The following is a 23,501-nucleotide window of genomic DNA, read 5'->3' as shown; positions in this document are numbered from 1 at the left end:
CCACAGGACTCTCAGGCAGGTCTCAGGGTCGGGTGGGGGACCTCCCCTATTCCCGCAGCGGTCGGCCACCGCCAGGATGGTCTCAGACGCGGGCGCACCCCGCGTGCCACCCGACCCAGCAGAGAAGAGCACGGTCATGTCGCCCTCCCCCGCCAGCACAACCCCCACGTCCCCGGGACCCGGCAGCCGCTCAGCGGCCATCGCGACGGCCCGTGGTCTCACCAAGACCTACGGCAAGGGCTCGACCGTCGTCAGGGCTCTCGCCGGGGTCGATGTCGACTTCGCCCGCGGGCAGTTCACCGCGATCATGGGCCCGTCCGGGTCGGGCAAGTCGACGCTCATGCACTGCATGGCGGGCCTGGACACCCCGACGTCGGGGACCGTGGTCGTCGACGACCTCACGGTGTCGTCGATGAACCAGCGTCAGCTCACACGTCTGCGCCGGACCCATCTCGGGTTCATCTTCCAGTCCTTCAACCTCGTGCCCACGCTCACCGCCGAGGAGAACATCACGCTCCCCCTCGACATCGCCCGGGTGCCTGTCGACCGCGCGTACCTCGCGGAGGTGGTCGAGGCCGTGGGTCTCGGCGACAGGCTCAAGCACCGCCCGGCCGAGCTCTCCGGCGGGCAGCAGCAGCGTGTCGCCTGCGCCCGGGCCCTCGTGTCCAAGCCGTCGGTCGTCTTCGCCGACGAGCCGACAGGCAACCTCGACTCGACGTCCTCGCGTGAGGTGCTGTCGTTCTTGCGGACCTCCGTCGACACCCTGGGCCAGTCTGTCGTCATGGTCACGCACGACCCCGTCGCGGCCAGCAACGCGCACAGGGTGCTGTTCCTCGCGGACGGGCAGATCGTCGCCGAGCTCTCCGAGCCGACCCCCGAGACCGTCCTCGACGTCCTCGCCTCCCTCACGCGCCAGAAGGTGACGGGCTGATGCTCCGCGTCGCACTGCGCAACGTCCAGGCGCACCTCGTCCGCCTCGGGCTGTCCATCCTCGCCGTCGTCCTCGGCGTCTCCTTCGTGGCAGGCACCTTCTCGCTGCGCGAGATGCTGTCCGACACCTTCGACGGGATCGTCGACGCCGGCACCTCCTCCGACGTCTACCTGCGCGGGGCCGACGACGTCTCGACCCTCGTCCAGGAGAACGCGAGCGCCGGGGCCGTCCGCAACACGATCCCTGCCGACCTCGTGACCACCGTGGCGGAGGTCGACGGCGTCGCCCACGCCTTCGCCGACCTGACCGGTCCGCTCGTGCTCGTCGGGGCCGACGGCACGGTGCCGCCGACGACGGGCGCACCCACCTTCGGGCTCGCCTGGTACGCCGACGACCCGGCGACGCCGATCTCCGAGGGAACCGCCCCCAGCGGGCCTGGGGAGTTCATGCTCGAGGCCGGTGCGCTCGAGACGACGGGCCTGGCAGTCGGTGACACCACGACCCTCGTCGTCGGCGGGCAGCTCACGGAGGCGACGCTCACGGGCATCGTCGACATGGGTACCTCGATGGCCGGTGCGACCATCGTGTTCTTCGACGAGGCCACGGCTGCCGCGGCCTTCTCGCCCGACGGCATGGTCTCGACCATCTCGGTCCTCGGCGACGGCAGCGTCGACGACACGGCACTCGCGGAGCGCGTCGACGCGGCAGTCCAGCCGGCGGCCGGTGCCACCGACGCGGCGCCCGTCGAGGTCGTCACCGGCGAGACGGCCCGCGAGGAGGCCCGCGACGAGATCTCGACCATGCTCGGCTTCGTGGAGACCTTCTTGCTGGTCTTCGCAGGGATCTCGCTGTTCGTCGGCGGGTTCATCATCTCCAACACCTTCGCGATGACGGTCCGTCAGCGTCAGCGGGAGTTCGCGCTGCTGCGGGCTGTCGGGGCGTCACCGCTCCAGGTCTTCGTGTCGATCCTCGTCCAGGCGGCTGTCGTCGGGGCGATCGGCGGCGCCCTCGGGGTCGCCGGTGGTCTCGGGCTGGTCCTCGCGCTCAAGGCGCTCTTCGCCTCGATGGGCATGGAGCTCGCGGGCAGCGTGCCGGTCTCGACCTCGATGGTCGTCATCTCGCTCGTGCTCGGGATCGTCGTGAGCATCCTCTCGGCGGCTGTGCCCGCCCGGCGTGCGGCGCTCGTCGCGCCTGTCGAGGCGATGCGGGACGACTCCCCGGCCCAGAGCGCCTCGCTGCGGGTCCGCACCATCGCCGGGCTGGTCGTCGCCGGCGCAGGGGCGAGCGCCGTCATCGCGGCTGTCGTCACCGCCGCCCGGGACGACACGGCGAGCACCGGGAGCATCCTCGGCATCGGCGCAGCCGCCGTCGTCGTGGGCGTGCTGCTGCTCGCGCCGGCCATCGCGAAGCCCGTCCTGCGCGTCATGGCGCTGCCCTTCGTCTGGCTCGTCAAGCCTCTCGGGAAGCTCGCGTCCGGCAACGTGACCCGCAACCCTCGCCGGACGGCGAGCACGGCCAGCGCACTGATGATCGGCATGTCGCTCGTCGGGGCCGCCTCGGTCCTCGCCGCGTCAGCGCAGTCGTCGGTCAGCAGCATCGTGGAGAACGAGTCGCGTGCCGACCTCATCGTCCAGTCGGCGACGGGCACCCTGCCCGCCGGGGTCGTCTCCGACATCGACGCGCTGCCCGAGGTCGGTGCCGCAGACGCGATGCTGCTCGACCAGTACTTCGTCACGGACGCCTCCGGGGGTGACCCCGTCAGCCTCTACGCCCTCGGCGCAGACCCTGGCGTCTTCGACCGCAGCTGGGCGACCGAGGCTGTCGAGGGTGATCTCGACACCCTTGCTGACGGTCAGGTCAGCGTGCTGAAGTCAGCCATGACGTCCAACGGCTGGGCGCTCGGAGACAGCCTCACCCTGTCGACGCAGGTCGGCGAGGTCGAGGTGACCATCGGTTCGGTCTTCGACTCCCCGGCCCTGGGCACCCCGCTCCTGGTCGCGGACTCGATCTTCGACCAGCTCGCCTCGAGTCCTGCAGACATGGCCACGATGGTCCTGCTGCAGGCAGCAGACGGCGTCTCCCAGGCCGACCTCGACGCAGCCGTGACCGCAGCCGCGAAGCCGTACATGATCGTCTCGGTCATGGACAACGACGAGTTCGTGTCGTCCCTCGCGGCGCAGGTGGACCAGGTGCTGACGATCCTCTACGCGCTGCTCGGGCTGTCGATCGTCATCGCGATCTTGGGCATCGTCAACACCCTGGCCCTGTCGGTCATCGAGAGGACCCGCGAGATCGGCCTCATGCGGGCCGTGGGCCTCGGCCGGGCGCAGCTCGCCGCGACGATCACCATCGAGTCGGTCCTCACGGCGGTCTTCGGCACAGTCCTCGGGCTGGCCGTGGGCGTCGGGCTCGCCGCGGGGATGCCGACGGTGTTCCAGAGCTCCGGGCTGACCGAGCTCGTCGTCCCGTGGGGTGGTCTCGCGGTGATGCTGGGCATCTCGGTCGTCGTCGGTGTGCTCGCGGCGGCGTGGCCGGCGATCCGCGCGGCACGGCTGCCGGTGCTCGAGGCCGTCACGGTCGACTGACCGGACGGACGCTCTCGACGACGCAGCGCGGGACGACAGGTGCGGTGCACTCACCACGAGCGCACCGCACCTGTCGTCAGGTGCACGACGGCAGCAGGCGCAGCTGCTAGAGCACCAGCTCGGGCTGGAGCGTCCGCACGGTCCACAGCCGTTGCTTGCGAGCAGCGAGCGTGGTCACCGCGAGCGACCCCACGAGGAACAGCGCGAGCACGGCCGCGTCGGTCCCGACGTTCGTCAGGGAGCCTCCGTAGAGCAGGTGCCGCAGACCGTCCACGCCGTAGCTCATCGGCAAGAACTGGTGCAGCGAGCGCAGCGGCTCCGGGATCGTCTGCCACGGGAAGGTCCCGCCCGCGGTCACCAGCTGGGTGAGCATGAGGACCAGACCGAGGAACTGCCCGGCCGCACCCAACCAGGCGTTGAGGGCCTGGAGGATCGCGACGAAGGTCGCCGAGACGAGCACGAGGAACAGCGCCGTGAACCACGGGTAGGCGGGCTGGATGTCGAGGGCGAACTTGGTCACCGTGAACATCAGCGCGGCCTGCGCGACACCGATGGCTGCCGGGGTCAGCCAGCCGCCGAGGGCTGTGGCGACCGAGGACCAGAGGGACCGCCCGGCTGCGAGCGCACGCCTGGACAGCGGCTTGACCAGCAGGAACAGCACGTAGGCGCCGATCCACGAGGCGAGCGAGAGGAAGAACGGTGCGAGACCGGCGCCGTAGGTGCCCGCGCTGGTCAGCGACTCGTTCTGCACGACCACGGGGTTGCCGATGGTCTGGGCGGTGTCGTCCTGCGTCTGGGCGTCGACGTCGGGCACCTCTCCCATGCCGGAGGTGAGGCCGTCGCGCAGCTGGACAGCTCCGGTGTCGGCCGCGACGATCCCGTCGTGGAGGGTCGAGACGCCCGTCGCGAGGGTGCTGGCGCCCTCGGAGAGCGTCGCGGTCCCGGTCTTGAGCGAGTCGGCCCCTGTCGACAGCTCCGAGGCGCCCGTCGAGAGGTCAGAGGCACCTGTTGAGAGGGTCGACGCACCTGTCGCGAGGCTGTCGGCCCCCGTCGCGGCGTCGGCGATCCCCTGGGCGAGGGTCGGTGCGGAGAGCGCGAGCGCTGCAGCCCCGTCGCTCACCTGCGTGGCACCTGAGGACAGCGTGTCGAGGGAGGTCGAGACCTCACCGAGCGCCGTGGACGCGTCGGTGATCGGCTGGCGCGCTGTGTCGAGGGCCGTGAGGACCGTGGTGATCTCCTCCTCGGTGAGGCCCTGCGCGCGCAGGTCGTCGGCGATCCCGGTCCGGATGGTGTCGAGGTCGTCGACGAGCGTCTGCGCCCCCGTGGCTGCAGCGTCGCCGTAGCCGGCGATCGTCGCGTTGCCGTCGGCGACCTTCTTCGCGCCGTCGGCGAGAGCCTGGGCCTGGGTGGGCAGGTCTGTCGTGGCGGTCTTGAGGGTCCCCAGGCCCGTGTCGAGGTCGTCGATCCCGGTCTTGAGCGTGCTCGCGCCTGTCGCGAGGGTGGCGGCGCCGGTCTTGAGGGTGCTCGCTCCCGTCGCGAGGTCGGAGGCACCCGTGGCTGCCGTCGACGCCCCCGTCGCGAGGTCTGCCGAGCCCGTGACGAGCTGGTCCGAGCCTGTGACGAGCTGCGCCGTCCCGTCGGTGAGCTCGGTCGCGCCGCTCACGGCGTCTTCCAGGCTCGTCCGGATGTCGGAGAAGCCCGCAAGGAACTGGGCGGCCGCCTCGGTGCCGACCTCGGAGGCGATCGAGTCGCGCACCTTCCCGACGATCTGGTCCGCGATCGTGCGCGCCAGGTAGTTGTTGGCGTCGTTGGTGACGAGCGTGATGCTCGCCTGCTGGGGCGCGAACTCTCCCGAGGACGCGAGGTCGTCGCTGAAGGTCGGGCCGATCACGAGCGCGGCGTCGTACTCGCCGGAGCGGACCCCGACCTGCGCCTCGGCCCGTGAGGTCTCGACCCAGCCGAAGCCGCCGTCGTCGAGGAGGTTGTCCGCGACCTTCTGGCCGAACTCTCCGGTGTCCTCGACGACGAGGGCCGCCGGTACCTGGTCCAGACGCGAGTAGGGGTCGGAGTTCACGAAGAGGTAGAGCCCTGCGTACAGGGTGGGGATGATCGCGAAGGCGGCGATCGCGAGCTTGGGGAGCGTGCCCGCGCTGATGCGGCGGAGCTCGGAGAGGCTGATCCGGACGGCCTTCATCGCAGGACCTCCATCGCGTCGTGGTTGTCGGTGCCCTCGACGGGCCGTTCGATGTGCCGTCCGGCCTCGAGGACGTGGGCCGAGGCGGGGGTGCACTGGACCATGACGCCGTAACCGGACTCGGCGTACCCGCCGGCCATCCGCCACCAGTCCTTGGGGTTGCCGCCGTGGCGGTCGGGGAGGGTGAGGACGAGATACCGCACGGCCGGGTCTGCGGCGCCCAGCGCCAGCAGCGTCTGGACGCGGGTGACGGGGTCGAGCTGGTCGACCCGCAGCGAGCGGCGCTCGGCGAGGTCGTGCTCGGTGAGCCAGTGGTTGACGGCCCGACGGCTGGACGGTCGACCAGCGAGGGCGAGCCCCTCGGCGACGGTCCCGGCCACGGTCAGGGCGTCGTCAGGCTCGGTGATGGTGGGGGCGTCGACCACGGCTGAGACCTTGCGCAGGGTCTCGGCGTCGGGTCGCCCGTCGAGGAGCACGTCTCCCTCGTCGGGCACCATGCGGCCCGTCGCGACGAGCGCGAGGGCCGTGTGCCCGTGGCCGGGCTCGGCGACGACGAGCAGGCGCGAGCCCCGCTCGAGCCGGAGGGTGACCGGGTCGAGCATGGTGTCGCGCCGTCCCTCGACGCGCACGGCGCGCAGCGAGATGGCTTCTGGGTGGTCGTGAGTCGTCATGTGCCCCTCGTACTGACTAGTGGTCAACAAAGAATCTACGACGCTGTTGACCTGAGGTCAACACTGTTGGTAGACAAGAGCCATGAGCCGCGACACACCCCGGACCCGACTCGAGCCTGCCGACCGCCGACGCGAGCTGCTCGTCGTCGCCGAGCGGCTCGCCGCCGCCGACGGGATCGGCAGCCTCAGCACCCAGGCCGTCGCGACGGCCGCCGGGGCGTCCAAGGCGCTGGTGTTCCACTACTTCGGCTCGGTGGTCGGGCTGCAGCGCGCGGTCGTCTCCGCGGCTGTCGACGACCTGCTCGCCGCACTCGCCGCGACCGAGGGGCCCGTCTCCCCCGAGCGGCCCGTGGTCGTGCTCGACGCCTTCATCACCACGGTCACCGCCCGCCGCGAGCTGTGGACGGACATCTGGCGTGGTGCGCTCCACGACGACCCCCAGACCCAGGAGATCCTGGCCGACGCCCGCTCGCTCCTCGTCGAGCGACTCGCACGCCGGTCGACGGCGGTGCACGCGTCGAGCACCTCGCCCACCCCGGACGCCTCCGGAGGGGACCAGCGGCTCGGCCCCGACGCGCTCGCCCTCCTGTCGCGAGGGTGGGTCGCCCTCGCCGAGAACACGACAGCCGCCTGGCTGGCCGGCAGCCCGCTGACCCAGCACGAGCTGCGCGACCTCCTCGTCCGGACGCTCTCGGCCGTCCTGGGAGACCTCACGGGGCCCCTCCCCCGGTGACGCAGCAGGACCGCCGGGCTCGTGCCCGGCGGTCCTGCGCGTCATGGTCTTCTCCTGCTGCCCTGCTACTTCTCGAGCGAGGCGTCCAGGGTGATCGTCGTGCCGGTGAGGGCCTTAGACACCGGGCAGGTGGCCTTCGCGTCCTCGGTCGCCTTGAGGAAGGTCGCCTCGTCGATCCCGGAGACCTCGCCGCGGACCGTGAGCACGATCTTCGTGATCTGGAAGCCGCCGGCGGGGTCGGGGGCGAGCGAGACGTCGGCGCTCACGTCGAGGGAGTCCGGCGTGCCGCCGGCCTCGCCGATGAGCGCGGAGAGCTGCATCGCGTAGCAGGAGGAGTGCGCCGCGGCGATGAGCTCTTCGGGGCTGGTCGTGCCACCCGCCTCGTCAGCTGCGCGCTTGGGGAACGACACGTCGAAGGTCCCTGCCTTCGAGCTGCTGAGCTCGACCTGGCCAGCGCCCTCCTCGAGCGTGCCGTTCCATGCTGTGCGTGCGGTGCGAGTAGGCATGAGGACCTCTTTCACGTCGGGTACGGTTTGTCCCCCTACCGTACCCCTGACCAGGTCGGAGCCCCAGGGCTCGAGCGCACGCACATCTCGCCGCCCCGGGACCACCTGCCTAGACTGGCGACGCGCTCCGACAGGCGCGCGAGACGCCTCACCCCCGGGAGCCGCAGTGGTCGTCCAGCGCACGTGGCACGCAGCGACAGCCCTCCTCGCCGGGACGGGTGTCGTCATAGAGGTGGTCGTCGCCCTCCTCGACGGTCCCGGCGAGGCAGGGTCGATGCTCGAGCGCCTCGTGAGGCTCTTCAGCTATTTCACGATCTTGTCGAACGTCCTCGTGTGCGTCGTCGCGGTCCTGCTCGCGGTCCGGCCCGACCGCGACGGGCGGGTGTTCCGCGTCGCCCGCCTCGACGCGATCCTGTGCATCGCCGTGACGGGCATCGTCTACAACGCCGTCCTGCGAGGGCTCGTCGAGCTCTCGGCCGCCGGCGCGGTGTCGAACCTGCTGCTGCACGTGCTCTCCCCTCTGGCAGTCGTCGTCGGGTGGGTGCTGTTCGGGCCGCGCCCGCGGATCGACCGGAGCACGATCGGGTGGTCGCTCGTCGCGCCGCTGGCCTGGATCGCGTACACCTTCGTGCGCGGCGAGATCGTCGGCTGGTACCCGTACCCCTTCCTCGACGCCGCGGAGAACGGCTACGCCTCGGCGCTGCTGAGCACGCTCGTGGTCGCCGTCGTCTTCCTGGTCCTCGCCGCCGGGGCGGGCTGGCTCGACCAGCGGATGAAAGGCGGCGCAGACTCGCCCGGAAATCGTCAAGAACAGGTGACCTCCGGCCGATAGGGAGGGCATGAAGCCAGTGCTGCGACCGCACGGACGCACGTCGTCCCCGCAGGCCGACCCGACGCCCGCGGCCCCAGGCCCCGAGGACGGCGCCGTCGTGCTGCGCGAGCCGAGCGTGGTCGAGCTCGTGTGGATGGAAGAGCTCCGCCAGCACCTGCGGGGCCCCGGTGCCGACCTGAGGTCTGTCGGGTACCTCTCGTCCCTCTTCGACGCCTACTGCCGGGCGTGGCACAGAGCACCCGAGTCGGACCGCTGGGACCCCGACTATCTGGTCGGCGCGCTCGGCGTGGCGCTCGGCGACGTACTCGTCAAGCAGTGCGGCAGCAGCCGCTGGCAGGTGGTGGCCGACGAGCCGCGCACCACCGTCGCCGTGCGCAACGACCTCTTCCGCCGGACCTTCTTCCCTGTCGACGCCGTCGCCCGCCGGTGGCTCACGGCCGAGCTCGGGTGGATGCCCGCCTTCGTCCAGTCGGCCGGCGCACAGCTCCAGCGCGGCGCGCTGCGCACCCTGGCGTCCCAGAACCGCTGAGCGACTGAGAGGGCCGGACAACCCGTCCGGCCCTCTCGTCGGTCGTCTGCGGTGCCACCCGCAGCCCCCTGCTGGTGGTGCCGGGGCGCCGAGGCCCCGCCCGCGTCTCAGCGCATCAGCGCTGGGCCGCGAAGTCCAGGTGCTCCTCGGTGACGGCCACGACCGTCCAGCCGCTGCCGTCGTCTCCCGTGAGCCTGTACGCCGGCACGAGGGCGACAGACCCGTCGGCCGCGTAGACCGTGGTGGTCGTGAGCTCAGCCCCGGTGATCGCCACCTCGGCGACAGGCCACGAGAAGCTGGTCCCCGGGGTCAGGGTCGGCGGGACCGTCGGGACGGCGGCCGGGTCGTCGGAGGGCACCTCGGCCGAGTCGACCCCGACGCCGGGGTCGACCATCTCGGGCGTCTGGACGTCGGCCCTGGCGAAGGGCTGGTCCTCGAGGATCGAGAAGTCCGGGGTCGCGCCGAAGCGGGGGTCGGTCAGCCGGGCCACGGCGGTCGTGGGGCCGACGACGCCGTAGGCGCCGAGGTCGACGAGGGGCGCGAGGGTCCCGCTCAGGCTGTAGATCCCCTCGCTCGAGACGCTGAGCTGCCACGTCTGGCCGGTCGCCCCAGGGCCTGCGACAGGGTAGGCGGTGACAGTCGTGACGTCCTGCGTCCCGGTGTCCTCGACGGTCAGCGTGTACGCGGCCGGGTCGACGCCGAGGGTCGTCATCATGTCGGCGAGCTGCGCGGTGGCGGTCGCGCCGTCGACCGCGACGGCCGTCGAGCCCTCGACCCACGGGTCCTTCGTCGGGTCGCTGTAGTAGAAGCTCGTCGCGGCGTCGGGCTGCACGTCGAGGGTCGGGCCCGTCCAGTCGGTCGACCCGAGGTGCCACGCCCCGGAGACGAGCTCGGGGGTGCCCTCGAGGCCGACGAGGGAGGCGATCGCCGAGGCCTTCTCCGAGGTGAAGGCTGCTGACGAGTCGTAGCCGTAGGCGGTGGCGGTGCCCGGCTCGTCGCCGAGGCCGACAGCCGTGAAGAGAGTCCGCATCCCGCCGAAGGGCGCGATCATCGACCTGTCGGCCTGCGAGGCAGAGCTCTTCTCGGTCGACGGTCCACCGAGGCCCTGCTGGTCGCCCGCGGCTGGCCCAGCCGGTACGGGGAGAGCCGGTGCGTCGGCAGCCTCGCTCCCGACGCCACCTGCCGCCGGCTCCGGGTCGGCGCCCTGGGCGCCGAAGGCGTATCCGGCGGTCCCCACGGCGACCACGCCGACAGCGGCGGCCGCGACCTGGAGCCAGCGCGCAGGCCGACGGCGCGCGCGGGCCGCGGCGAGGTCGGCGACCCCGTCCTGCCCGGGCACGGCACCGAGGGGCTCCTCGGGAGTGCCGTCGCCGTCACGCGCGCCTGCGGGCTCGTCGCCTGTCGAGGCAGCGACCTTGCGGCTCACGGCGGCCCGGATCGCGGAGAGGTCGGGCTCGGCGGACGCTGCGGGATCGGCCGCGCGGAGGCTGTCGTAGGCCTCGTCAGGCTCGTCGCCGTGCTGCTGGGGGGTGCGGTCGGTGGTGTCCATCATGTCCTCCTGGGGGCTGGGCCACCCTGTCGGCCCGTCACCCTGTCTGTGTCGTCAGCGTCGTCGTCCTTGCGCGTCGTACCCTGCGGATGCCGCGGAAGATGCGGAGGCTCCGGGGCCGGCGGGTCGGTCGCTCCGTCAGCTCGACCGTCAGCCGGTGGCCTGCCGACGGACGTGGGACCGGACCGCTCCGTCCCCGCCTCAGCCCCTTCCTCCTGCGCCTTCCAGGCGGCTCGCAGCCGGCTGCGGGCCCTGGACAGCGCGGCGTCGGCGCCACCCCGCGAGACGCCGAGGACCTCGGCGAGCGCGTCGCCGTCCACGCCGTCCCAGGCCGTGAGCAGCAAGATCTCGCGGTCGCGGTCCGAGAGCGTGGCGAGCGCTGCCCGCACCTCGAGGTCCGCGACGACGAGGAGCTCGGGCGACGTCTGGTCGGGGTCTTCGGGGAGCACCTCGACGAGCACGGGGCGCGAGCGGCGGTGGTGGTTGGCGACGGTGAAGGCCGCGGTCCTGTAGAGCCAGGCGAGCTCGTGCCCCTCGGGGACCTCGTCCCGGCGGCGCCACGCGACTGTCAGCACGTCGGCCGTGAGGTCGTCGGCGTCGTCGTACGCGGCACGGCGCGCGACGTACCTGTAGACGCTGCGCGCGTGCTCGCGGAACAGCGCGTCGAACCAGGCCTCGTCGCGGTCTGGGCGGGTCTCGGGCGTCACACGGTCCTCCGGACGTCTCTGCCTGGCGGCCTGCCAGGCATCGTCGGCATGCTCGATGCCGTGACTGGACTGTGTCATCAGCCCGCGCGATCTTGCACGAGGTCAGGTCTCGGTATGGTCACGGTCTGCAAGAGGGCGCATCCAGGTCCTCGCCCGGTAGGACCGTGGGCACGCGAGGATCGGCGCTGGCCGGGGAGCGTAACCTGTCATCGATCCTCACGACGACATCAGGAGCAAACATCTCGAAACGCGCACGCATCTACGGGACGAGCGGGCTGCTCCTCCTGGCGATGCTGGTCTACGCCCTCAACCTGCGAGCCCCCTTCATCTCCCTCGCGCCGATCGTCACGACGGTCGCCGACGGGCTCGGCGTCACGCCGGAGACCGTCGGGATCCTCACCGGCATCCCGGTCCTCTGCTTCGCCCTCGTCGCCCCCTTCGCCTCGATGCTCATCGGGCGGGTCGGGATCGAGCGCGCCATCACCCTCTCGCTCTTCGCGGTGTTCGTCGGGACCTGCGTGCGTTCGGCCGGCGGCTTCGAGCTGGCGGTCGTGGGCACAGTGATCATCGGTGCGGCGATCACGATCGGCAACGTCGCTGTCCCCGTCCTCATCGCGCGGGACTTCTCGCAGTCTGCCGGGGCCGTGACAGGTCTGTACACGGGGGCACTCAACCTCGGCTCGGTCGTCACGACGCTCGTCACAGCGCCGTTGGCCGCGTCCTTCGGGTGGCGCTGGGCGCTCGTCGCATGGGGCCTGGTGATGATCGTCGCGGCGGTCCTGTGGCAGCGTGCGACGGCCGGCCGCGAGAAGGTGCCCGTCGTCCTGGTGCCCGCGCACGGGACCTCCGACGCCGAGCTCGGGCCCGTCTGGCGGCGCGGCATCGCGTGGTGCCTGACGCTCACCTTCGTCGGTCAGGCGTTCTCCTACTACGCCGTCACCACCTGGTTGCCCAAGATCCTCACGGACACCCAGGGCATGAGCGACTCGGGCGCGGGTGGCGCCGCGTCGATCTTCCAGTTCTTCGGGATCGTCGGAGGTGTCGGGGTCCCGCTGCTCATGTCGCGCCGGATGCCGCTGCGCGCGGTCTTCGCCTGCATGAGCGTGCTCTGGCTCTCGCTCCCCGTCGGCCTGCTCGTGGCCCCTCAGCTGTGGCCGCTGTGGGCCGCGCTCGCCGGGATGTCCCAGGGTGGCAACTTCACGGTGATCTTCACGCTCGTGGTCCAGCGGTCGCGGTCGCAGAGCGAGGCCCGGCGCATGTCGGCGATGATCCAGGGCCTCGGGTACAGCGCCGCTGCTGCCGGGCCGTACGCCATCGGCGCGCTGCACACGGCCACCGACGGATGGACCGTCCCGCTGTTCGTCGTCCTAGGCGCGCTGACGATCATGACTGTCAGCGGGCTCCTCGCGACGGGCGCACGCCGCGAGACCGCGTAGTCGCCACGCCTCCGGCGCGGTCGCGCGGTCAGACGGCTCGTGAGGGTCTGGGCAGCGGACGCACCGTCGTCTGCTGGTGGCGCGCGGCGGCGCGCCGGCCGGCAGCCCTAGTCCACAGGTTCCAGGGTGGACAGGATCAGACCGGCGGCCGTCGGGGTGAACGGTGCCGGGAAGGCGTAGAGGTCGTCCTCGGTCGGCCACCCCGTGAAGTGCTCGGTGTCGTAGAAGGTCTGCGACGCGGAGAGGATCAGCGGGATGTACGGCAGGTCTTCGACGATCTTCTCCTGGATCACGCCGTAGGCCTCGAGCTTGGTCGCCGAGTCGTCGGTCACCGAGGCGGCCTCGACAGCCGCGTCGACCTCGGGGTCGGAGTACCGCGAGAAGTTCCAGGCACCGAGCGGGACCTCTTCGCCCACCGGAGCCGTCGTCCCCGTGGTGAACCAGTCGTGGTAGATCTGGAACGGGTCGGCGACCGACGTGCCGCTCACCCCGCCGATGATCAGCTGGAACTCACCGCTCTGGCGGGCGTCGGCGAACTCGCTCTGCGAGACCGTCGTCGCCGTGACCTGGATGCCTGCTGCCGAGACCTGCTCGGCGATGAGCTTGGCCGCAGAGTTGTAGTCGTTCCAGCCGTCGACCGAGACGAGGGTCATCTCGACCCGCTGACCGTCCTTGGCGTAGACGCCGTCGGCGTCGGGGGCGTAGCCGGCCTCTTCGAGGATGGCCTGGGCGGCCTCGACGTCGCTCTGCTGCGGGCTCTGGGACGGCATGCCCGGCGCCACCCACTGGTCGTCACGTCCTGGCAGGGCGAAGGTCGGGGACGCCGCCCCGCCGACGCCGGCGAACGCCTTCTCGTTGATGGACGACCTGTCCAGGGCCGCGTCGATCGCCTGGCGGACGGCGACGTCCGTCTGGGGTCCCTCGCACCCCATCTCGGCGTTCGCGCAGGTGTAGATGACCGTCGCGGTGCTGTAGAGCGGCAGGTACCCCATGCGGCCGTCGGCCGTGATCGACTCGGGCTCGGGCGAGAACATGCTGACCCAGTCGATCTTCCCCGTGCGGATGAGGTCTTCGGCCGACTGGTTGCTGTCGATGCCGAGGTAGCGGACCTTCTTGACGGCGGGCTTGCCCTCTTCGCGGTACTCGGGGTTCGCGACGATCGTGTAGGCCGAGGTCGAGACGTTGTCGACGATGTACGGTCCGGTGCCCACAGGCTCGGCGTCGGCGTAGGCCGTGGTGTCCTCGATCGTCGACCAGATGTGCTCGGGGACGATGTAGGTCGACCCGAGGACCGTGAACTCGTTGGTGTACTGCGGGCCGTCGAAGACGAACTTCACGGTGGTCTCGTCGACGGCCTCGACCGAGGTGATCCACTCCTGCGAGGCGAAGGGCTGCTCGAAGGTGAAGACCACGTCGTCGGCCGTGAAGGGCTCGCCGTCGCTCCAGGTGACACCCGACTTCAGCGTGACCGTGAGCTCGGAGCCCGTGTCGTCGAAGGCGAAGGACTCTCCGAGCAACGGTGTCGGGTCTCCGGCGGCACCCTTGTTGTAGTAGTACAGCGTCTCGTAGATCGCCCCTGACGACGCGTGCAGCGCCGTCGGGGAGTACGGGTTGAAGTTGGCGGTGATCGGCGTCTGGCTCCCGGCGAAGACGTTGAGCACGCGGTCTTCGCCCTCGCCGCCACCTGCTCCGGCGCCGCTGCTGGAGCACCCGGCGACCACCAGCGTCATGCTCGAGGCCAGCGCCACCGCGGCCAGAGCTCGGTTGCGCCCCGTGGATAGAAACATCATCGGTCCTCTCGTCCAGGGCGACGCGGACGCGTCGCCGCCTCCCTGCGGAGGCTCTGGATGCAATCTAGCAAAGAACCTTCAGAGATTCTCCCAAGTTAGTAACTTCGCTACATGATCGAAACATGCGGTGACCTCCCGGACACACGAGCCTCACTCTGAGGCGTCTGCGGCCTCCTGCGCCCGGCGGTCTCGCACGAACTCCCGGAGGTACTCGAGCATGTCGGGCGAGGGTGACGAGCCGAGGCCGAACTCGGCGGCGAGCTCTTCGGGCGTGGGCTCGTCGCCTGGGTCCGGGTCGGGGCCCACGAGCGCGCGGAGCGACTCCGCGAGCCACCGCACCTCCTCGGGACCGACGGGCTCGCCGCCTGAGATCTTCGCCTCGATCGAACGGAGCGTGGGGGCCATCTGTCCTCCTGGGTCGGTGCACCGCGGCAGGCACCTGGAGTCGGCGCCGCGCCGGGTCGTCGAGCGCCGACGACCTCGTCGAGGCTACCCGCGGCCGCGGGAGGTCAGCCCGCGCTGCGCGAGACGCGGGCCTCGATCTTCGCGCGGTCCCGGGGGTGCATCTTCTCGACCCTGCGGACCAAGACCTCGACGGGCACGTCGAGCTGGTCGGCCACGGCGGCCGTGTCCCCCGGGTAGGCGGCGACGGCGTCGGCGATGACGTCGACGTTGCCGAGCAGCCGGCGCGCCGCGAGCATGTCGGCCTCACGCTCGACCCGCCGCGCGAAGTACCCCTCGACGAGCGAGACGTGCCCGAGATCGACGTGCGCGAGCTCGTGCGCCAGCGTCGCCCGACGCCACGGGCGGTCGAGGTTCTCGTCGATGAGGATCATGTTCTCGCTGCGCACCCAGACGCCGCGCGCCGGTGCGATGTCGCACCGCTCGATGTCCAGGTGCGGATGACGCACCTCGGCGTCCCTCCACGGGCTGTAGCTCATGCAGACCCCCTCTGCCTCGCGTCCGGCTGACGCCGGGACAGACCATCCTGCGCCCGACCGCTGACACGGACCCCGCCGGCCAGCCCTGAGCGGCACCTCAGAGGGCACCTCGGGAGCGGCGGATCTCCCGGGCCCGCTCGAGGTACGTGAGCTTTGCGGCCGCTACGGCCTCGGCACGCTCGCTCGGGTCGAGGTCGGAGAAGACCTCCGGGTCGATGTCGAGCAGGACACCCGAGGCGGGCGAGTCCGCAGGCTCGCCCGGAGCGTCGATGTCGCCGCTCAGGTCCTCGCCCGCGCCGAGCCTGTCCAGGCGACCGGGTGGCCAGCCGAGGAAGGCCTCGATCTTGCCGAGGCTGCCGCTGCGCGGCCAGCGGACGCCGTTGAGGAAGTCGTTGACGGTGTCGACGGAGAGACCGCCCTGGATCGCCAGCTGGCGGGGTGTCACCCCGCGCCGCCGCAGCTCGGTGGCCACGGCCTCACGGGCCCTGTCGTCGTGGTCGAGAGGCATGAGGGCTCCCTTTCGCGTCGGTCCGTCGTCTTTCAGGGCACCTTACACCAAAGGCACAGGATCATGACCGGAGATGAAGGCCGTCATGGAACTTATTCTCGCGATACGACGAAGTAGCGCGTTGAACTTGTCGGAACATGGTGTAACCATCGATGGCACCCGACACCGACGAACGACGCCGGAGGACGACCTGACCGATCGAAGGACGCTCATGGACACACTCACCCTCACCCGACCCGAGACCATCCCGACAGCACACGCCACCCCTCCCGAGACAGCCCCCCGAGCCACGCTCCGGCGTCTCGAGCTGGACTGGGTCAGCGACGCCGCCTGCGACGGCGCAGACCCGGCGCTGTTCGACCCCGTCAACCGCCACGTCGCGGCCCGCGCGACGGCGATCTGCGCAGCCTGCCCGGTCCGCCGCGCCTGCCTGCTCGACGCCCTCGAGGACGAAGAAGACACCGCCTACGGTCCGTGGCTGGTCCGCGGGGGCATGACCCCCAAGGAACGCCGGGACCTCCGCGGCCCCTCGCGCGCAGCACTCGTCGACGAGCTGCGGGCTTCGCCGGCACCGGCACCGGTCCGATGAGCTGGGTGCCGACGGCCGTGAGCCTCGTCGTCGGCACCGTCGGGGCCGGCGGCCTGGCCGCGCTGCTCCGGGTCGCCCACGACCACGCGATCGCCCGACGCACGGCTCTGCGCGACGACGACGCCGCCGGCGACGCGCACTGGTCCTCTCTCGTCGAGGCCCAGACCCGCTCGTTGCTCGAGCCGCTCCAGCAGCAGGTCGACAGGCACGCCGCGCGGATCGGCGAGCTCGAGGCCGAGGTCCGCGAGGTGCGCGACCGCCACTGGCGCGCGCTGCGCCTCATCAACGCGCTCTATGCGCACATCGCGCGGCACAGCGCCCCAGACGCACCACCACCACCCCCGCTCCCCGCCGACCTCGGCGACTGACACGGTCTGGAGGACCGCATGAGCACAGAGCACCCGACCACCGCAGAGAGACGACCCGACCTGCCACCGACCGACCCACCGTCCACCGCCCCCGAGCGCAGCGACCTCGTGACGTCGTGGCTGCGCACGACAGTCCCGACGATCTGGGGAGCGACGGTCACCGCGATCCTGGCTGCCGCAGGGCCGCACCTGCCCGCCTGGGCCGCAAAACCGCTCGCATCGGCGCTCGGTGACGAGTCGACAGCCCTCCTGGTGACCGTCACGGCGGTCGCCGTGTGGCACGCAGCCTGGCGTCGAGTCGAGGCGCACGTGCCCCGGTGGGTGGCCCGCGCCGCGCTGGGGTCGTCTCGTCGTCCGACCTATACCCGGAACCTCAAGTCCTCACCCTAGATTCATAGTGATCAAGCGTGAGGGCTTGCGGACTCCGGGCTGCTCCCATCTCGACCTCGAAATCGAACTCAACCTCAGGAGACCCCTCATGGCCCTGTCACGACAGCTCACCCCCACCCCCGTCCTGCTCGACTTCCTCGCATGGGCCGCACGCTCTGGCTATTCCGTCCGAGAGCACCCGGCCTACGGAGGCGTGACGCCCGGCGTGCACAGACCCGGCTCCTGGCACGCCGACGGCCTCGCCGCAGACCTCAACCACGGCTCGAACGGGTCCGCCGAACGGGCACGTCTGCTCATCGCACTCGGCGAGGCCGAGCAGCGCGGGCTCGCGATCACCTTCGCCCGCGACGGGACGGCCGGGTCGGCCAGCAGCCACCAGAACCACCTGCACGTCGACGTGGGCGAGTGGTCGAACCTCGGGCGAGGCCTGGTGCGGCACACCCCGCCGACACGCTCGTCTGCGGCAGCCGCGGCGCGGCCGGCAGCCCCGGGGGGCATGGTGCTGCGCTCGGTCCAGGCCCGGCTCAACCGCGACTACCCGGCGTACGCGCGTCTCGTCGTTGACGGCGTCGACGGACCGGCGACCCGAACGGCCGTCGCGGAGTTCCAGCGCAGGTCAGGCCTCGTCCCGGACGGCGTCGCGGGGCCACTCACACGCGCGCGGCTCGGCCTCGGATGAAGCACCGAGGGTGACGAGCAGGGTCTAGGGAGGAGGGCCTTGTGCCCATAGATTCGTACACGTGTTCGAAATACCTCGGCACACAGCAGCACGAAGGAGGTATCACATGGCGACATCCCAGAACGGGTGGCAAGCCGTCACGTCGGGTTCTGACCCCCGGCTGGCGTCCTTCCCCTGGGTGACAGGCAAGGTGCTCGCAGGCCCTGTCTTCACAGTCCTCGAGCACGTCGCGCGTCGTTTCGACGCAGAGGTGGAGGGCATCACCGTCTCGACGTCGTGGGGGTGGGCCTACCGCGTGATCTCGGGGAACGACGACCTCTCCAACCACGCGTCAGGCACCGCGATCGACCTCAACGCTCCTCGGCACCCGCTCGGGGCGAGCGGCACCTTCACAGCCGGCCAGGTCGCCTCGATCCGGAGCATCCTGGCAGCCACCTCGCCTGCGGTGCGCTGGGGCGGCGACTACTCCGGCCGCAAGGACGAGATGCACTTCGAGATCAACACCGACGCCGCCACCGTGGCGGCCGTCGCAGCACGACTGACCGGAGGACTCCCCCCGGTCACACCACCAGTACAGGAGGCACTCATGGCAGGTCCGATCCGTATCCAGAACCGCGGCGCCGTCAGCTTTGTCAACATCGACAACGGCGCCTGGGTCCACGTCCCCAACCCCGAGTACGACGAGACCCTGGGCCGCGCCGTCCAGGTCCCGAAGCTCGTGCTCGGTGACCGAGACACCGATGTCATCAAGGAGTTCTGCACCCGCGTCCGCGCCCAGCTCAAGGGCGCCTGAGCAACTCCGCGTCCAGGACACCACCACCACCACCGAAAGGAGCGCTCATGTGGAGCAACCCATGCATCGGGACGATCAGCTCCAGGTACGGCATGCGCACACACCCGATCACGGGCGTGCGCACCATGCACCACGGCACTGACATCAGTGCACCCGCAGGCACCCCGGTCTGGTCTGTCGCCGCCGGGACGGTGACGTTCTCACAGCTCACCGGCTCAGGCGGCAACGAGATCTGGATCCAGCACGCCGGCGGGATCCTCACGAAGTACCTGCACCTGACCGTACGGCAGGCGTCGGTCGGTCAGACCGTCGTGCAGGGCCAGCAGATCGGCACCGTCGGCATGACCGGCAGCGCCACCGGGAACCACCTGCACTTCGAGGCGCACGTCAACGGTGCCTCGCAGGATCCCCAGCCGTTCATGGCAGCCCGAGGGGTCACCCTCGGTTCAGGCACACCAACCCCGGGGCTCCCCCCGGACGTAGAGGAGACACTCATGGCAGGACCCATCCGTATCCAGAACCGCGGCGCCGTCCACTTCGTCAACATCGACAACGGCGCGTTCGTCCACATCCCCAACACCGAGTACAACAGCACGATCGCGCGTGTCACCCAGATCCCGGCGATCGTCCTCGGGGACCGCGACGCAGACGTCATCAAGGAGTTCTGCACCCGCATCCGCGCCAACCTGGCGTGACGGTCCTGCGGTCCTGATGACCGGGTGAGGCGCCGCAGCGCAGCTGCCGAGAGGTCTCGCGTCACATCGGTACCATCGGGCCCCGGACGAGCGAACGGCCCGGTCCCCCCGCAATGGGGACCGGGCCGTTCGTGGTGCTGGAGCCGCCTATCAGAATCGAACTGATGACCTTCTCATTACGAGTGAGACGCTCTACCGACTGAGCTAAGGCGGCCGACCTCTCCTGTGCCCGGAGACGAGTCACTGACACAGGTGAAGAACCGCGCTCAGCCTACAAGCGATCTGCCGCGACACCAAAACGACGGACTGTGTGATGCTCCGCACGTCCCGTGACCAGCCGAGACGTGCGGTATGCCCCGCGCGGCGCAGGTCATCTCGATGCCCTGTGACCGGGCCCCCGAGACAGCCTTCAGACCGGTCAGCAGACCAGACCTTCGTCAGGGACGGTCCCGTCGACGAAGTACTCGTCGACGGTGTCCAGGACGCAGGAGTTCGACTGGCCGTAGGCCGTGTGGCCCTCGCCCTCGTAGGTGACGAGGACACCGGACTCGAGCTGCTCGGCCAGGCCCTGCGCCCACACGTAGGGGGTCGCGGGGTCGTTCGTCGTGCCGACGACGAGGATCGGCGCAGCGCCGCTCGCGGCGAGGTCGCCGGTCTTCTCGGCCTGCGGGAAGGGCCAGTCCGCGCAGCCCAGACCGCCGTAGGTGAAGAACTGCCCGACCGTCGGGGCCTCAGCCTCGATCTCGGCAGCCTCGGCGTCGAGCGTGGCCATGTCGACCTCGGTGCGGGAGTCGAGGCAGTTGATCGCCCTGAAGGCCTCGCCCTGGTTGTCGGCGTAGGTGCCGTCAGAGTTGCGGGAGTTGTAGCTGTCGGCCGAGGCGAGCAGTCCGCTGCCGTCCCCCTCGGAGATCGCCGAGTCGAGGGCGTCCGTGAGCTGACCCCAGAGCTGCTGGGAGTAGAGCGGCTGGGCGATCCCGTAGAAGGCGAGGGTCTGCGTCAGCGGACGCGCCGGGTCGCCTGTCGGCATGGGGTTGGCGAGGATCTGGTCGAGCAGGCCGGACACCTGGGCGAGCGCCTCGTCGGTCGTCCCGGTGAGCGGGCAGCTGCCGCTCGCGAGGCAGTCCTCGACGAAGGCCGTGAGGGCGTTCTCGAAGCCGACGGCCTGCTGCAGGCTCATCTCGTGGTCGGTGAGGCGCAGGTCGATCGCACCGTCGAGGACCATCCGGCCCACGTTCTCCGGGTACAGACCGGCGTAGGTCGCCCCGAGCTGGGTGCCGTAGGAGTAGCCGAGGTAGTTGAGCTTCTCGTCGCCGACCACGTGACGGATGACGTCCATGTCGCGCGCCGAGGACTGCGTGTCGACCTCGCCGAGCACCGGACCGGTGTTCTCCAGGCACTTCTCGCCGAAGACCTTCGCGTCGGCGCGCATCTCGGCGAGCCCGGCCTCGTCGGAGGTGTAGGTCTTCGCGTCGGAGACGTCACGCTCGGCGTCGGACAGGCAGCTCACAGGGCTCGACTCCCCGACGCCACGGGGGTCGAAGCCGAGCACGTCGAAGTTCTCGAGCAGCGGCTGGCCGAAGAGGAAGGGCACGTACTGCACGAACTCCACACCCGAGCCGCCGGGACCGCCGGGGTTGATGAGCACTGTGCCCTGCTTCTCGCCCGAGGCGGGGTAGCGCTTGGCGCCGAGCGTGATGGTGTCGGCGGCGGGGTCGTCCCAGTCGAAGGGGACCTCGATGTCGGCACACTCGAAACCGCTGCCGCAGTCGGACCAGTCGACAGTCTGCTCGTAGAAGGGCAGGAGGTCCGCCTCGATCCCGTCGGTGCTGAGCGCGTCACCCGAGGGCGCCGTGGAGCCCGTGCCGGCCTGCTGGTCCACGTCGGTCTGGACCTTCGAGCCGGGGTCGCTGCACGCCGCGAGGACGAGGGAGACTCCGGCGAGGGCAGCCGCAGCGCGCAGCAGCCTGCTGCGGCGCGGGGCCGGGCTGGCGGGCAGCGCGGCGGAGCCGGGCGCAGAGGGTGCTGGAGAGGACGCAGGTGTCGCGTGGAGGGCTGAGGTCACGGAGCCAACCTATCGACTGCACGTCGTCGTGCCCAACGAGACGACCGTCCTGTGGACGATGGATCGAGCGGTCGCCCTGTGGACCGGCTGCTGCTCGGCCCACGCCTCAGGCCCGGGTCGAGCCTCCTGCTCAGCCCTGCGGCCGCAGCGCGATCGCCATCGCCTCGAGCGCGAGGACCGGCGACACGTTGCCTCCCAGCCGCGTGCGTGCGACGCCGATCGCGTCCATCCGCCGCACGGTCTGCTCCGGGGTCGACTCCTCGGCGAGCGCCTGGACGGTCTCCGCGAGCTCGGTGTTGACGAGGTCGACCTGCGCGCCGAGCTGGACCACCAGCACGTCGCGGTAGAGGGAGAGCAGGTCGACCATCGACCTGTCGAGCACGTCACGCTGGCGCCGGGTCGCGCGCCTCTTCTGGTCGTCCTCGAGCTGCTTGACCTGCGAGCGCAGCGACGGCGGCAGCGTCTGGCTGCCCTCGGCGCCGAGCGAGCGCAGCAGCTCAGCCTTCTCGGTCGCGTCACGCTCCTCGGTCGCCGACCTCGCCTCGGCCTGCGCGACCTCGACGAGCTCCCCGGCGGCGATGACCGCGTCGGGCACCCCGCGGATCTTGCGGGCGATCGACAAGACCGACGAGCGGCGCTGGCGGGCACCGGCGTCGCGCGCCAGACGCCGCGCGAGGCCGATGTGGGACTGCGCGGCGCGGGCGCTCGCGAGGGCGACGGCCGGCTCGATCCCGTCACGGGACTCGAGCAGCGCGGCGACGTCCTCGACAGGCGGGATGCGCAGGCTCACGCCGCGGCAGCGCGAGCGGATGGTGACCATGACGTCTTGCGGGCTGGGTGCGCAGAGCAGCCAGACCGTGCGTGGCGGCGGCTCTTCGATCGCCTTGAGCAGCACGTTGGTGGTGCGCTCGGCCATGCGGTCGGCGTCCTCGACGAGGATCACCCGCCACCGTCCCTGCGAGGGGGTGCGGGAGGCGAGGGTGATGAGCGAGCGCACCTCGTCGATCGCGATGGTGACCTTCTCGGTCGCGACGACCGTGAGGTCGGCGTGGGTCCCGGCGAGGGTCGTGGTGCAGGCGTGGCAGTGGCCGCAGCCGCCCTGCTCGCACTGGAGCGCTGCGGCGAAGGCACGGGCAGCGTTGGACCGGCCTGACCCGGGCGGTCCGGTGAGGAGCCAGGCGTGGGTCATCGCCGACGGGTCGGCGATCGCGCCCCGCAGGGTCGCGACGGCGGTGTCCTGCCCGACGACGTCGTCCCAGACCGACACCTCAGACCTCCTCGGGCAGCGCGAGGCCGAGGCGCTGGGCGACAGCCTCACGGATCGTCTCGTGGATGTCGTCGACGGTCCCCGAGGCGTCGACGACCACCCAGCGGTCGGGGTCCTGGGCGGCACGGTCGAGGTACGCCTGCCGGGTGCGCTGGTGGAACTCGTCACCGGCCCGCTCGAGGCGGTCCGGCGCGGTGTCGAGGCGTCGCGTCCCGACGAGGGGGTCGATGTCGAGCAGCACGGTCGCGTGCGGCAGCAGACCCTCGACGGCCCACAGGGACAGCTGCTCGATCTCCTCGACGGGCAGCGTGCGTCCGCCGGCCTGGTAGGCGACCGAGGAGTCGAGGTAGCGGTCGGTGATGACGACGTCGCCCCGCTCGAGAGCGGGGCGGACGAGGGAGGCCACGTGGTGCGCGCGGTCGGTCGCGTAGAGCAGCGCCTCGGTCCGCGGGTCGACGTGGTCGCCGTGCAGGACGGCCTGGCGCAGCACGAGCCCGAGCTCGGTGCCGCCGGGCTCGCGCGTCCAGACGACGCTGCGGCCGGTGACCTGCTCGAGCCACAGCCCGAGGAGCCTGGACTGGGTGGACTTCCCGGCGCCGTCGCCGCCCTCGAAGGAGATGAAGTACCCCTGCTGGCCGCCTGCCTGCTCGTCTGCGCTCACGCCCCACAGCCTATCTGTGCCCACCGACGCGTCGACGCGTCCCCCAGCCGGTCCGGGTGCTGCCCCAGCAAGGGCCCCACAGCCC

24 protein-coding genes and 1 tRNA gene are annotated in these 23,501 nt (G+C 71.0%); 12 read left to right on the top strand and 13 right to left on the bottom strand.

The genetic code is table 11. The features are described 5' to 3' along the window. The first annotated feature begins 136 nt into the window (after window positions 1–136). A complete protein-coding gene (locus HZZ10_RS11415; protein WP_218928697.1) occupies window positions 137–931 on the top strand; it encodes an ABC transporter ATP-binding protein in 795 nt (264 codons plus the stop codon). Then, the gene (locus HZZ10_RS11410) at window positions 931–3,516 is read left to right on the top strand and encodes an ABC transporter permease (RefSeq protein ID WP_179913591.1); all 2,586 of its coding nucleotides are present in this window, start codon (window positions 931–933) and stop codon (window positions 3,514–3,516) included. Before HZZ10_RS11415 ends, HZZ10_RS11410 begins: the two co-directional genes overlap by 1 nt. A gap of 106 nt (window positions 3,517–3,622) precedes the next feature. On the opposite strand, the gene HZZ10_RS11405 is transcribed toward HZZ10_RS11410, so the two are convergent. Together HZZ10_RS11405 and HZZ10_RS11400 are read right to left on the bottom strand one after the other, a co-directional pair. After that, the gene (locus HZZ10_RS11405; RefSeq protein ID WP_179913590.1) at window positions 3,623–5,710 is read right to left on the bottom strand and encodes a YhgE/Pip domain-containing protein; all 2,088 of its coding nucleotides are present in this window, start codon (window positions 5,708–5,710) and stop codon (window positions 3,623–3,625) included. Continuing rightward, window positions 5,707–6,381 (bottom strand): ABC transporter ATP-binding protein, encoded by a 675-nt coding sequence (locus tag HZZ10_RS11400; RefSeq protein WP_056127950.1) that lies wholly within the window; start codon window positions 6,379–6,381, stop codon window positions 5,707–5,709. The genes HZZ10_RS11405 and HZZ10_RS11400 overlap by 4 nt, the downstream gene beginning before the upstream one ends. Window positions 6,382–6,463: 82 nt before the next feature. On the opposite strand from HZZ10_RS11400, the gene HZZ10_RS11395 reads away from it, so the two are divergent. Beyond that, complete coding sequence (locus HZZ10_RS11395) at window positions 6,464–7,114, top strand: TetR/AcrR family transcriptional regulator (RefSeq protein WP_056127947.1); 651 nt, start codon at window positions 6,464–6,466, stop codon at window positions 7,112–7,114. 65 nt (window positions 7,115–7,179) lie between these two features. Here the strand turns inward: HZZ10_RS11395 and HZZ10_RS11390 are convergent, their stop codons facing one another. Then, complete coding sequence (locus HZZ10_RS11390) at window positions 7,180–7,620, bottom strand: OsmC family peroxiredoxin (RefSeq protein WP_056127944.1); 441 nt, start codon at window positions 7,618–7,620, stop codon at window positions 7,180–7,182. Window positions 7,621–7,786: 166 nt separating this feature from the next. Between HZZ10_RS11390 and HZZ10_RS11385 the strand changes: the two genes are divergently transcribed. Together HZZ10_RS11385 and HZZ10_RS11380 are read left to right on the top strand one after the other, a co-directional pair. Beyond that, a complete protein-coding gene (locus HZZ10_RS11385; RefSeq protein ID WP_179913589.1) occupies window positions 7,787–8,452 on the top strand; it encodes a Pr6Pr family membrane protein in 666 nt (221 codons plus the stop codon). Between the two features lie 7 nt (window positions 8,453–8,459). Beyond that, window positions 8,460–8,981, top strand: a complete 522-nt coding sequence (locus HZZ10_RS11380; RefSeq protein ID WP_179913588.1) for a DUF3806 domain-containing protein — start codon at window positions 8,460–8,462, stop codon at window positions 8,979–8,981. 115 nt (window positions 8,982–9,096) lie between these two features. On the opposite strand, the gene HZZ10_RS11375 is transcribed toward HZZ10_RS11380, so the two are convergent. Both HZZ10_RS11375 and HZZ10_RS19835 read right to left on the bottom strand, forming a co-directional pair. Then, complete coding sequence (locus tag HZZ10_RS11375; protein ID WP_179913587.1) at window positions 9,097–10,530, bottom strand: hypothetical protein; 1,434 nt, start codon at window positions 10,528–10,530, stop codon at window positions 9,097–9,099. Then, the gene (locus HZZ10_RS19835; protein ID WP_308507557.1) at window positions 10,530–11,237 is read right to left on the bottom strand and encodes an RNA polymerase sigma factor; all 708 of its coding nucleotides are present in this window, start codon (window positions 11,235–11,237) and stop codon (window positions 10,530–10,532) included. The genes HZZ10_RS11375 and HZZ10_RS19835 overlap by 1 nt, the downstream gene beginning before the upstream one ends. A gap of 290 nt (window positions 11,238–11,527) precedes the next feature. Here HZZ10_RS19835 and HZZ10_RS11365 point away from each other — a divergent pair, with 290 nt between their 5' ends. After that, window positions 11,528–12,673, top strand: a complete 1,146-nt coding sequence (locus HZZ10_RS11365) for an MFS transporter (protein ID WP_228087462.1) — start codon at window positions 11,528–11,530, stop codon at window positions 12,671–12,673. Between the two features lie 107 nt (window positions 12,674–12,780). Here the strand turns inward: HZZ10_RS11365 and HZZ10_RS11360 are convergent, their stop codons facing one another. The 4 genes from HZZ10_RS11360 to HZZ10_RS11345 form a co-directional block, all read right to left on the bottom strand. Continuing rightward, window positions 12,781–14,460 carry an ABC transporter substrate-binding protein gene (locus HZZ10_RS11360; protein ID WP_179913609.1) on the bottom strand — a complete coding sequence of 560 codons (1,680 nt, stop codon included), beginning with the start codon at window positions 14,458–14,460 and terminating at the stop codon, window positions 12,781–12,783. Between the two features lie 153 nt (window positions 14,461–14,613). Next, window positions 14,614–14,868 carry a hypothetical protein gene (locus HZZ10_RS11355; protein ID WP_179913584.1) on the bottom strand — a complete coding sequence of 85 codons (255 nt, stop codon included), beginning with the start codon at window positions 14,866–14,868 and terminating at the stop codon, window positions 14,614–14,616. A gap of 104 nt (window positions 14,869–14,972) precedes the next feature. Next, window positions 14,973–15,404, bottom strand: coding sequence for an ImmA/IrrE family metallo-endopeptidase (locus HZZ10_RS11350; RefSeq protein WP_179913583.1), 432 nt, complete (start codon window positions 15,402–15,404; stop codon window positions 14,973–14,975). A gap of 97 nt (window positions 15,405–15,501) precedes the next feature. Then, complete coding sequence (locus HZZ10_RS11345; protein WP_179913582.1) at window positions 15,502–15,912, bottom strand: helix-turn-helix domain-containing protein; 411 nt, start codon at window positions 15,910–15,912, stop codon at window positions 15,502–15,504. A 211-nt stretch (window positions 15,913–16,123) separates the two neighbouring features. Here HZZ10_RS11345 and HZZ10_RS11340 point away from each other — a divergent pair, with 211 nt between their 5' ends. The 6 genes from HZZ10_RS11340 to HZZ10_RS11315 all read left to right on the top strand — a co-directional run bounded on the left by HZZ10_RS11340 (window position 16,124) and on the right by HZZ10_RS11315 (window position 19,426). Then, window positions 16,124–16,501: a WhiB family transcriptional regulator gene (locus HZZ10_RS11340; protein WP_179913581.1), complete on the top strand. Its 378-nt coding sequence runs from the start codon at window positions 16,124–16,126 to the stop codon at window positions 16,499–16,501. Then, window positions 16,498–16,869, top strand: a complete 372-nt coding sequence (locus tag HZZ10_RS11335; RefSeq protein WP_056127915.1) for a hypothetical protein — start codon at window positions 16,498–16,500, stop codon at window positions 16,867–16,869. The genes HZZ10_RS11340 and HZZ10_RS11335 overlap by 4 nt, the downstream gene beginning before the upstream one ends. Before the next feature lie 18 nt (window positions 16,870–16,887). After that, a complete protein-coding gene (locus tag HZZ10_RS11330) occupies window positions 16,888–17,259 on the top strand; it encodes a hypothetical protein (protein WP_179913580.1) in 372 nt (123 codons plus the stop codon). Window positions 17,260–17,347: 88 nt separating this feature from the next. Next, window positions 17,348–17,938: a peptidoglycan-binding domain-containing protein gene (locus HZZ10_RS11325; RefSeq protein WP_179913579.1), complete on the top strand. Its 591-nt coding sequence runs from the start codon at window positions 17,348–17,350 to the stop codon at window positions 17,936–17,938. Window positions 17,939–18,044: 106 nt separating this feature from the next. Next, window positions 18,045–18,731, top strand: coding sequence for a M15 family metallopeptidase (locus HZZ10_RS11320; protein ID WP_179913578.1), 687 nt, complete (start codon window positions 18,045–18,047; stop codon window positions 18,729–18,731). Window positions 18,732–18,778: 47 nt separating this feature from the next. Continuing rightward, on the top strand, window positions 18,779–19,426 hold the full coding sequence (locus HZZ10_RS11315; RefSeq protein WP_179913577.1) for a M23 family metallopeptidase: 648 nt from the start codon (window positions 18,779–18,781) through the stop codon (window positions 19,424–19,426). A 138-nt stretch (window positions 19,427–19,564) separates the two neighbouring features. Here the strand turns inward: HZZ10_RS11315 and HZZ10_RS11310 are convergent. The 4 genes from HZZ10_RS11310 to tmk form a co-directional block, all read right to left on the bottom strand. Continuing rightward, window positions 19,565–19,640: transfer RNA gene (locus tag HZZ10_RS11310), tRNA-Thr, on the bottom strand. A 204-nt stretch (window positions 19,641–19,844) separates the two neighbouring features. Then, entirely contained in the window at window positions 19,845–21,488 is a 1,644-nt protein-coding gene (locus HZZ10_RS11305) for an alpha/beta hydrolase (RefSeq protein WP_308507556.1), read from the bottom strand. A gap of 130 nt (window positions 21,489–21,618) precedes the next feature. Then, window positions 21,619–22,755, bottom strand: a complete 1,137-nt coding sequence (locus tag HZZ10_RS11300) for a DNA polymerase III subunit delta' (RefSeq protein ID WP_056127899.1) — start codon at window positions 22,753–22,755, stop codon at window positions 21,619–21,621. Between the two features lies 1 nt (window position 22,756). Next, window positions 22,757–23,416, bottom strand: coding sequence for a dTMP kinase (gene tmk / locus HZZ10_RS11295; protein ID WP_056127897.1), 660 nt, complete (start codon window positions 23,414–23,416; stop codon window positions 22,757–22,759). Window positions 23,417–23,501: the final 85 nt, after the last annotated feature.

Source organism: Sanguibacter inulinus, from assembly GCF_013415325.1.
GTDB classification, from domain to species: domain Bacteria; phylum Actinomycetota; class Actinomycetes; order Actinomycetales; family Cellulomonadaceae; genus Sanguibacter; species Sanguibacter inulinus.
Note: the sequence above shows the minus strand (reverse complement) of the source record. Positions and strands in the feature narration are given on the sequence as shown.

Excerpts from the sequence above, each read along its gene's own strand:
- HZZ10_RS11415 (WP_218928697.1), top strand. The coding sequence starts at position 137 with ATGTCGCCCTCCCCCGCCAGCACAACCCCCACGTCCCCGGGACCCGGC.
- HZZ10_RS11330 (WP_179913580.1), top strand. The coding sequence starts at position 16,888 with ATGAGCACAGAGCACCCGACCACCGCAGAGAGACGACCCGACCTGCCA.
- HZZ10_RS11405 (WP_179913590.1), bottom strand. The coding sequence starts at position 5,710 with ATGAAGGCCGTCCGGATCAGCCTCTCCGAGCTCCGCCGCATCAGCGCG.
- HZZ10_RS11320 (WP_179913578.1), top strand. The coding sequence starts at position 18,045 with ATGGCGACATCCCAGAACGGGTGGCAAGCCGTCACGTCGGGTTCTGAC.
- HZZ10_RS11390 (WP_056127944.1), bottom strand. The coding sequence starts at position 7,620 with ATGCCTACTCGCACCGCACGCACAGCATGGAACGGCACGCTCGAGGAG.
- HZZ10_RS11410 (WP_179913591.1), top strand. The coding sequence starts at position 931 with ATGCTCCGCGTCGCACTGCGCAACGTCCAGGCGCACCTCGTCCGCCTC.
- HZZ10_RS11350 (WP_179913583.1), bottom strand. The coding sequence starts at position 15,404 with ATGAGCTACAGCCCGTGGAGGGACGCCGAGGTGCGTCATCCGCACCTG.
- HZZ10_RS11315 (WP_179913577.1), top strand. The coding sequence starts at position 18,779 with ATGTGGAGCAACCCATGCATCGGGACGATCAGCTCCAGGTACGGCATG.
- HZZ10_RS11375 (WP_179913587.1), bottom strand. The coding sequence starts at position 10,530 with ATGGACACCACCGACCGCACCCCCCAGCAGCACGGCGACGAGCCTGAC.
- HZZ10_RS11325 (WP_179913579.1), top strand. The coding sequence starts at position 17,348 with ATGGCCCTGTCACGACAGCTCACCCCCACCCCCGTCCTGCTCGACTTC.
- HZZ10_RS11355 (WP_179913584.1), bottom strand. The coding sequence starts at position 14,868 with ATGGCCCCCACGCTCCGTTCGATCGAGGCGAAGATCTCAGGCGGCGAG.
- HZZ10_RS11340 (WP_179913581.1), top strand. The coding sequence starts at position 16,124 with ATGGACACACTCACCCTCACCCGACCCGAGACCATCCCGACAGCACAC.
- HZZ10_RS11380 (WP_179913588.1), top strand. The coding sequence starts at position 8,460 with ATGAAGCCAGTGCTGCGACCGCACGGACGCACGTCGTCCCCGCAGGCC.
- HZZ10_RS11335 (WP_056127915.1), top strand. The coding sequence starts at position 16,498 with ATGAGCTGGGTGCCGACGGCCGTGAGCCTCGTCGTCGGCACCGTCGGG.
- HZZ10_RS11400 (WP_056127950.1), bottom strand. The coding sequence starts at position 6,381 with ATGACGACTCACGACCACCCAGAAGCCATCTCGCTGCGCGCCGTGCGC.
- HZZ10_RS11365 (WP_228087462.1), top strand. The coding sequence starts at position 11,528 with ATGCTGGTCTACGCCCTCAACCTGCGAGCCCCCTTCATCTCCCTCGCG.
- HZZ10_RS11360 (WP_179913609.1), bottom strand. The coding sequence starts at position 14,460 with ATGTTTCTATCCACGGGGCGCAACCGAGCTCTGGCCGCGGTGGCGCTG.
- HZZ10_RS11345 (WP_179913582.1), bottom strand. The coding sequence starts at position 15,912 with ATGCCTCTCGACCACGACGACAGGGCCCGTGAGGCCGTGGCCACCGAG.
- HZZ10_RS11395 (WP_056127947.1), top strand. The coding sequence starts at position 6,464 with ATGAGCCGCGACACACCCCGGACCCGACTCGAGCCTGCCGACCGCCGA.